The organism is Actinoplanes sp. NPDC020271, assembly GCF_044388125.1.
GTDB lineage: Bacteria > Actinomycetota > Actinomycetes > Mycobacteriales > Micromonosporaceae > Actinoplanes.
On record NZ_JBIRWQ010000068.1, the window covers coordinates 1 to 7489 of the forward strand.

The 7489-nt window shown below is 68.6% G+C and carries 9 protein-coding genes; 4 read left to right on the forward strand and 5 right to left on the reverse strand.

The genetic code is table 11. The features are described 5' to 3' along the window. Positions 1-350: 350 nt before the first annotated feature. Entirely contained in the window at positions 351-1028 is a 678-nt protein-coding gene (locus tag ACH442_RS47615) for a hypothetical protein (RefSeq protein WP_396344847.1), read from the forward strand. Here the strand turns inward: ACH442_RS47615 and ACH442_RS47620 are convergent. Continuing rightward, entirely contained in the window at positions 1015-1473 is a 459-nt protein-coding gene (locus ACH442_RS47620; RefSeq protein ID WP_396344848.1) for a DUF1992 domain-containing protein, read from the reverse strand. The two genes, ACH442_RS47615 and ACH442_RS47620, sit on opposite strands and share 14 nt — an antisense overlap. Before the next feature lie 265 nt (positions 1474-1738). Here ACH442_RS47620 and ACH442_RS47625 point away from each other — a divergent pair, with 265 nt between their 5' ends. From ACH442_RS47625 to ACH442_RS47635, 3 genes are all read left to right on the forward strand, one after another. Further along, complete coding sequence (locus ACH442_RS47625) at positions 1739-2008, forward strand: DUF2277 domain-containing protein (protein ID WP_396344849.1); 270 nt, start codon at positions 1739-1741, stop codon at positions 2006-2008. 174 nt (positions 2009-2182) lie between these two features. Continuing rightward, a complete protein-coding gene (locus ACH442_RS47630) occupies positions 2183-3688 on the forward strand; it encodes a GGDEF domain-containing protein (protein ID WP_396344850.1) in 1506 nt (501 codons plus the stop codon). Between the two features lie 437 nt (positions 3689-4125). After that, positions 4126-5028 (forward strand): DUF4142 domain-containing protein, encoded by a 903-nt coding sequence (locus ACH442_RS47635; RefSeq protein ID WP_396344851.1) that lies wholly within the window; start codon positions 4126-4128, stop codon positions 5026-5028. A 133-nt stretch (positions 5029-5161) separates the two neighbouring features. On the opposite strand, the gene ACH442_RS47640 is transcribed toward ACH442_RS47635, so the two are convergent. The 4 genes from ACH442_RS47640 to ACH442_RS47655 form a co-directional block, all read right to left on the reverse strand. Beyond that, on the reverse strand, positions 5162-5521 hold the full coding sequence (locus ACH442_RS47640; RefSeq protein ID WP_396344852.1) for an SdpI family protein: 360 nt from the start codon (positions 5519-5521) through the stop codon (positions 5162-5164). A gap of 114 nt (positions 5522-5635) precedes the next feature. Further along, positions 5636-6619, reverse strand: coding sequence for a sporulation-delaying protein SdpB family protein (locus tag ACH442_RS47645; protein WP_396344853.1), 984 nt, complete (start codon positions 6617-6619; stop codon positions 5636-5638). Next, the gene (locus ACH442_RS47650) at positions 6604-7212 is read right to left on the reverse strand and encodes an SdpA family antimicrobial peptide system protein (RefSeq protein ID WP_396344854.1); all 609 of its coding nucleotides are present in this window, start codon (positions 7210-7212) and stop codon (positions 6604-6606) included. Before ACH442_RS47650 ends, ACH442_RS47645 begins: the two co-directional genes overlap by 16 nt. 95 nt (positions 7213-7307) lie before the next feature. After that, a partial coding sequence (locus ACH442_RS47655; RefSeq protein ID WP_396344855.1) for a hypothetical protein occupies positions 7308-7489 on the reverse strand: 182 nt, incomplete at its 5' end.

Sequence of the window (7489 nt, forward strand, 5' to 3'; positions counted from 1 at the left end):
ACCTGCCTCCTCGGCGGCCCGTAGCCCCCCCACCCCGGCCCTCCTCCCGCGCAGCGGCGCGCCGCGCGGGGGGGGGGGGCGGGCGCGGCCCCCCCCCCGCCCCCCCGCCCGCCCCCCCCCCCCCCCCCCCCCCCCCCCCCCCCCCCCCGCGGGCGCCGGCGGCCCCCCCCCCCGCCAAGGGGTCGGCCGCGGCCAAGTCGTCCTCCAGCGCGCCGGCCGCGGGCAAGAGCAGCGCTGCCACCGGCACCCCCTCCGCCGGCGCCTCCTCCTCGGCGCCGGCCGCGCCGGCTGCGTCGGTCGCGGCGGAGGCACAGGAGGACAGCAACGGCATCCTCGACGGCATCCAGGGCGTGGTCGACGGCGTCAGCAACCTGCTCGGCATCGGCGACGACGAAGAGTCGTCGACTCCGAGCGCGTCGCCGTCGGCGTCGGCGCCCAGTTCGGCTGCCGCGGAGCCGAGCACGACCACGACGACCACCGCCCCGGCCGGTGACGACGCCACCCCGTCCACCTCGGTCGCCCCGAGCAAGCCGACCGCCAGCAGCGCGGCCTCCGCCGACGACGACATCATCCCGTGCCTCGGCGCCCGCCAGCGGGGCAAGGTCGCCGACGACGGCGGGATCCCCCGCTCGGCGATCAAGCCCGGCGTCATGAAGGTCGGCTCGCTGACGATGATCAACTCGACCTACGAGGGTGTCGCGGACGTGCCCACCGCGAACGGCGTGATCAAGTCGCTGCAGTTCAACATGAAGCAGGCGATCAACGAGCCGTTCAGCCTGACCATCGCCGAGCCGAACGGCGGCACCACCACGGTCAAGAGCGCCAAGCTCACGACGACGGACAACGTCAAGTTCTACACCCCGAAGTTCACCGGCAACCTGTTCGGCGTCATCCCGGTGACCTTCACCCCGGCGCAGCCGCCGCCGCTGACACTGCCGATCCTCTGGTTCACGAACGTGACGATCGACCTGGCCTTCGTCAGCTGCGACACGCTCACCGCCGACCCGCTCCAGATCACCGAGAGCTGACGCCGCTCGACCCGAACGGCCCCGGCGGGACTCCGCCGGGGCCGTTTCCTCTCAGGCGGCCCCGGCGCTCCCGCCAGCCGGTGACCACGGCCTCCACGTCGAAGACGGGAAGGATCACCGGCGGCCCGTCCATGTGGCCCCGGCGCGCCTTGTCGATGCCGGCGTTCAGCTCGGCGACGTGCTCCCGCACCTCGTGCTCGGTGTGCAGCCGGTCGACCCGGATCTCCAGATCCTCCGCGGCCCGGCGCAGCGCCAGCGTCGGCGGGACCACCCCGGCGGTGGCCCCTTCCCGGCGCAGCCAGTCCTTGACCCACCAGTCCTCGTCGTACTCCCCGCCGTAGCCGGCGAGGGGCTTGCCGGTGCCACTCAGATTCTCGAACTCGCCCCGCTCGGTGGCCTCACGAAGCTGGCGGTCGATCGACGACTCGTACCAGTGCGCTCCCATCCCGCAAGGTTACTGACGGGCGCCGGGCCCGTCGTTCAAAGCCGTCCCGGTCAAGCCTCATCGCGCAGACATCGGCGCGCGGACCGGCGAGGAGACCGGCGGCACGGCTGCGGAACGCGGCCCGGTTCGGCAGACCGGTCAGCCCGTCGCATGCCCACCTCGCCTCCCCGATGACGGGAGGTGTTGCCAGCTGCGTGTACGTCGCCGGACGGCAAAGTTTGGCATAGATTCCTGACGACATCTGGTCACCACGAAGGAGCCCACTGTGTGCCGGAACATTCACCAGCTGCACAACTTCGAACCGCCGGCGACGCCGGATGAGGTGCAGGCCGCCGCGCTCCAGTATGTCCGGAAGGTCGCCGGGGCGACGCGGCCGTCACAGGCGAACCAGGCTGTTTTCGATCAGGCGGTGGCCGCGATCGCGGCGGCGACGCAGGCACTGCTGGACGGTCTGGTGACGACCGCTCCGCCGAAGGACCGCGAGGTGGAGGCGGCAAAGGCGCGCGCCCGAGCGGAGAAGCGCTACGCGTCCTGATCTGCAAACCGCCTGCGGTCCCGGCCGATGCGGTCGGAACACCGCCGGCGGGTTCACCGGCAGCCGGGGCCGCGCGCCGCGCTACTGCCCGGATCACAAGCCCACGTCGCGCGCCCCCGATCCTCGCGTGAACGGCTGCTCAAGTCGGGGCGGTGCCGGCCGATGGTGCAGATCATGAGAATCGGCCGGGAACGCGGTACCGGTGTGCACCGCAACCTGGTGCATGCCGGGTTCGGCCTGCTGGTTCTCGTCTCGGTCGCCGCGTGGGCATTCGGTGACCTGGCCGTACGACTCGGTGCGGTGACGGCAGCCGGCGCGCTCCCGGCAGCCGGGATCGCCGTGGGGATGCGGATCAACCGGATCGTCAACCGCACCGCCTGGCACCTGTTGCTCGCGGCGTCGGTGCTGTTCACCGTCTTCAACTACCTGTGGTTCGTGCAGCTCGGCCTCGGTCGGGAGGTCGGCGCCGACGGGCCGGCCAACCTCGTGCTCCAGGTCCTCGCCTACGGCAGCATCATGCTGTCGGCGTTGCAGGTGATCCGCAAACACGGCGAGGGCGACCGCGGCGGCATCATCGACGCGGCCCTGCTCGGCGTCGGACTCATCACCCCGGTGTGGGAGTTCGTGCTGCGCCCGCACCTGGTCGGCCTGGACGTGTCGGATCCCAGCCAAGGGATCTATCTACTGAAGATGTTGCTGCTGACGGGCACTCTCGGCGCGCTGCTGCGGATCGCGCGGACCGCCGGCACCGCCCGTACGTCGTTGATCTACTTCTTCCTCAGCCTGGGCGCGACCGTCGTCAGTGTGGTGTCGTCGCTGTTGTCGACGCGGCCGGGAAGTGACTACTACTCGCCGTTCGTGGATCTGTTCGCGATGATCGGCTATCTGGCGCTGGCCGCGGCTGCGCTGCACCCGAGTGCCACCGAGTTCACGCAGCCGGCCGGGTGGCGCCGGAGCCGTCTGCGGCCGGTGCGGCTGGCGCATCTCGGGCTGGTGCTGGCGATGGTGCCGGTCGTCGGCAGCGTTCCCGAACTGTTCGGCGGCACTACCGACAGCATGCTGCTGACGTTCGGCACGTTGCTGGTGATCCCACTGGTCGTCTCGCGGATCGGGCTGCTGATGGCGGAACGGTCCGCCGACCAGGAGGCGCTGCGCTACCAGGCGCATCATGACGAGTTGACCGGGCTGGTCAACCGCCGCCGGTTCTTCGCCCTGCTGGAGGAGGCGGTCAGCTCCGGCACCGGGGTGGCGGTTCTCTACTGCGACCTGGACAAGTTCAAGGCCATCAACGATCAGTACGGTCATGAGGCGGGCGACGAGGTGCTGCGGGCGTTCGCCGACCGGCTGCGGAGCACGCTGCGGGGTGAGGACATCGCGGCCCGGATCGGCGGCGACGAGTTCCTGATCCTGGGCACCGGCACGACAGCCGGTGACGCTGACGTACTGAGGCGCCGGATCGAGGACACGACGTCGGCGCCAGCCGTGTGGCAGGGGCAGGAGCTGTCGTTCGGGGTGACCGTCGGGGTCGCGTACGGCAGTGGCGCGGACACGAGCGCGGACGGACTGATGTCGGCCGCGGACGCCGACATGTACCGGCACAAGACCGCGCGGTCGGCCTTCCTCGGCCCGGCGTCGATGCCCCCACCCGCAGGCGCCGTCCGGATCGCCGGCACTTCGTAGCGCCGATCATCATCGACCCGGCAGATCGCGCCATGAGCTCTCAGCCGGGCGGTCTGATCACGATCGGACAAGCAGGCTTCGGCAATCGAAAGCTCGGTATGTTCTCACGGGGACAACCGATCTTCGATGACAGCAATTCAGCAGCACCTATGTCCGCAGATTCAGGAGATCGCGCTCCGGCGATACGTGCGGCAAAGATGGACGCCGTCCGGGCCGGCCCGGTGAACCTCTGTCGCGGATGCGGTCCCGGAACTTCAGGGTTGCCTTAGGAAAGGCCGGATCCGGCCGTTGATCTCCGGATTCCGGTTAGGCTCCGAGCCGTTCCGGGCGGAGGCCTGACCCGGCCCGGACGCATGCCTCGTGCCGGACGGGCGCGGTGCCGAGCGGCCCGTGCGGAACGGGCATCCGCGGCGGGCGGCGGGAAGGCGGAGATGGGCATGATCGGCAGCGGTGGACGGGCACGCCACGTCGTGGCCGTGCTGATCCGCGTGCTCGTGGTGCCGCCCGCGCTGATCGTGATGTCGATCCTGCCGGCCGCGTCGGCCCGGGCAGCCGATGGGGCGGCGACCCCGACCGATCTGGACTTCGTCCGCCGGGTGCACCTGACCGCGGCCGGGGTCGGCGCAGCCAGCGCGCTGGCCCGCGGGATGAGCGTGAACGACGCCGTCAAGCGACTGACACAGCAGGTCACCACCCAGTGCGATCAGCTCGACGGCCTGAGCCGGAGCGTGGCCGGGACACTGCGGATCGCCCTCGACGATCCGCTGCCCGCGGAACAGCAGAGCGCGCTGGCGACCCTGCAACAGAGCGGCGGGGGAACGTTCGACGCCGGATATGTCGACTACCTCTGGCACGCCGACAGCGAGCTGCTGCCGATCGCGACGACGGTGATGGGCACGACGCGTGACCCGGTCGTGCGCCGGCTCGCTGAGCGGGCCGAGGCGGTCACCGCGGCACAGTTGCCGATGCTGCAGGACAGCGGCCTGCTCAAGATGACGGTCCTGCCGACCGCCGCGGCGACCAGCACGGCCGTCCGGCTGCCCGGCGGGGTGCCGATGGACCGGCAGTTGATGGCCGAGGCGCGCTCGGGCACCGGATATCTCGCCCCGTCGGCATGGAGCAGGGTCGCCGTGCTGATCGTCGCCATCAGCGTGGCGGGGGTCCTGTCATGGCACCTGTTGATCAGGTCTCGAGCCGGCCGGGTGCGCGCCCGCCGGATGCCCGCGAGGCGCCGGTGGCAACGGAAACCGGCCGCGCCGGAAGCCGGTCGGGCCGGGGGTCCGCGGCATCGGAGGCCGACCCGGCCGGAGGCCGGCCGGGTCGGCGGCCCGCTGCGTTAGTAGTCCTTGCACCCGTACGTGGCCAGGTCGAAGGCATGATCAACTGTTGGGCGGGCGCAGGCCGGTTGGATCCGGAGCACCGGATACCCAAGTCACAGGCCATGCGCGGGCGCGGATCAATCGTGGCGACGTCTCACGACACGGCGCGTGCGGCAGCGTTGGCCCGGCGGGCGACCAAACCGATCAGAACGAACGTGACCAGGTAGGCCATGACGGAGGCGACCGCCACCGCCACCATGGACTTCGTGAAGCCGAGAGCAAGGATGACCACTGCGAAGACGATTGCGGTGATGCCCAGCACACGGCTGAGAGGCTGTGCCGCTCGGTGGCCGGCCGCCCAGGCCTGATCGCTGTGCTTGGTGGCGCTGGTGCGGATGCCGAACGCCGCATTGCGTTCCAGACTCCCGGCGGCGACGAGGCGCACCATGAGGATCACGACTGCTCCGATGGTGAGCAGGGACAGCGCGATGAAGGTGGAGAGAAGCATCGCCATGAGTCGAATCCTATCGAGGGGGATGGGGCAGAGAGGTACGGCAAGCGGCTGATGACCGCCGAGGGAGCTGGAAAAGCGGTCACCCCTCGACGATCGTCTTGCCGCTGCTTCATGTCAGGCTTCCCGCAGCCCAGCGGGAACGGTGGCGAAAGGTTTCGCCTCGACGTCCACCGAGGCGGCCGCGTCAGCGTTCGCGTCGCTGTCCGACGGGGAGTCGGCGAGGGGGGTGCGCCGATCGGGCATGGCCGCCACACACGACGATGCGATCATGATGGTGGCGAAGCTCCACAGGCCCATCGTCACGATGATCATGCCGTGGAGCAGTATGTCCATGACGAAACCGACGCGGCGCCACTTGCTTGTCGCCATGAGGCACAGGGCGATGAGGATCTCGATGATTATCGCGCCCCACGTCATCGAGAACACGACGATCGGGATTTCCGTCAATCGCAGCCATAGGTCGTCGAAGGGTGGCGCGACGCCGAACATGTGGCCGCGAACAAAATAGTACTCAGCAGAGCCGTTGACCCAGTCCGCGACTCCTAGCTTGCTTATTGCGCTGTCCAGATACAGGCCGGCGATCTGCACTCGGACCGCCCAGAACGCTACGAAGGACATTGTTCTCAGGCTGGCGGCGATCGGTGATCTCGGAGCCTGCCACTGCCAGGTCCGGTTGTCGGCCAGACAGATGGGGATGATCAACACAGTCACGATCTTCGCAACCGATTCGCCACCGTCCGGCAAGGCGATGCTGTTGCCGATCGAGAAGGCGACCCAGGCATGCGGTACAGCAGTCCAGCGTGGGCGGTAGCCTGACGCGACCACGACAAGGATCGCCACCATGAGCCAGCGCCGCCACTGCTGTGAGATCGCCTCGCCGCCCACGCAGTAAGCCGAGACCGCGGTCACTCCGTGGCAGTGCGGGGCCTGCTCGTCGCCGAGGATCGGCGCCAGCAGCGCGGCCGGAGCGGTGAAAGCCAGAACGGTGATGTGCGCTGCCGCGAGCAAGCTGCGGCCGGCACCGAACCACCGGTTACGAGGGTCGTGCAGCTGTGCCCTGTGGACCATGCGGCCGAGGGATATCAACGGTGCGGACATGACACTTCCAGATGGGCGACTTTGTTGATGCGGAAGGAGGTGTTCTTGTAGAGCTTCCGGTAGTTCCAAGGCACCGGGACCTCTTGAGCGAGATACACGTCGCCGCAAGCGGTGGGGAACGAAGAAGTGTTGACTGTTGCTTCTGCCGGTGCGCCGGCCGCCGCTGAGACACAAGCAGTGGTGCGGACGTCGCAATCCCGCCAGGCGCTCGTCACACTGCTGAGGTAACCCAACTCCACGCCTTGCGCTCGTTGATTGCGAGATAACCCGAAGGCGTTGGCTGCCTTGTTCTGGGGAGTCGTCAACAGGCTTACCGGTTTGCTCCCGGAGTCGAGCCGGTAGGCGGTAACCTCAGGAGTTTGCGGGTCACGGGTGAAGAATGCCCAGTTCTCCGGGACAACAGTGTTGACCGCACGCTGCGCCGTGACGTGGTCCATCCTGTTGAGGAGGACATTGTCAGGCAACGTGAACATTACGCCCGTCAATATGAATCCGAACAGCACGAGAGCCGAGGCAATCATCACCAAAGCCTGCACTCGCGGGTTGTACATCTCACTCGGCGCCGGCGCGCCGTCGAAGACTTCTTGTTCCATTACGGTTGAACCACCTCATGACTCAGCGGAAGCGCCCAGGACGGAAGCCTTCCCGTGGTGTGCATCGAAAGGCTTCCGTCCTGGTTCTCAGCCGGCTAGAGCGCCGTCGCGACTTCCGCGACGAGCGCCGTCTGGTCGAACTCGTTCTTCTTGCTGTTGTCGAACTTGTACGTCAGAACGATGCCCAGGGCCATTGCGTTGTCGGACGGCAGGGCTCTGAACTGGGGATTCGCATCGTGATCGGCCTCTGTGGAGCCGAAGACGGCGGATGAGATCA

Bases quoted from the DNA above. Each gene is read 5' to 3' on its own strand.
- ACH442_RS47620 (WP_396344848.1), bottom strand. From the start codon at position 1,473: ATGGGAGCGCACTGGTACGAGTCGTCGATCGACCGCCAGCTTCGTGAG.
- ACH442_RS47630 (WP_396344850.1), top strand. From the start codon at position 2,183: ATGAGAATCGGCCGGGAACGCGGTACCGGTGTGCACCGCAACCTGGTG.
- ACH442_RS47635 (WP_396344851.1), top strand. From the start codon at position 4,126: ATGATCGGCAGCGGTGGACGGGCACGCCACGTCGTGGCCGTGCTGATC.
- ACH442_RS47640 (WP_396344852.1), bottom strand. From the start codon at position 5,521: ATGGCGATGCTTCTCTCCACCTTCATCGCGCTGTCCCTGCTCACCATC.
- ACH442_RS47645 (WP_396344853.1), bottom strand. From the start codon at position 6,619: ATGTCCGCACCGTTGATATCCCTCGGCCGCATGGTCCACAGGGCACAG.
- ACH442_RS47650 (WP_396344854.1), bottom strand. From the start codon at position 7,212: ATGGAACAAGAAGTCTTCGACGGCGCGCCGGCGCCGAGTGAGATGTAC.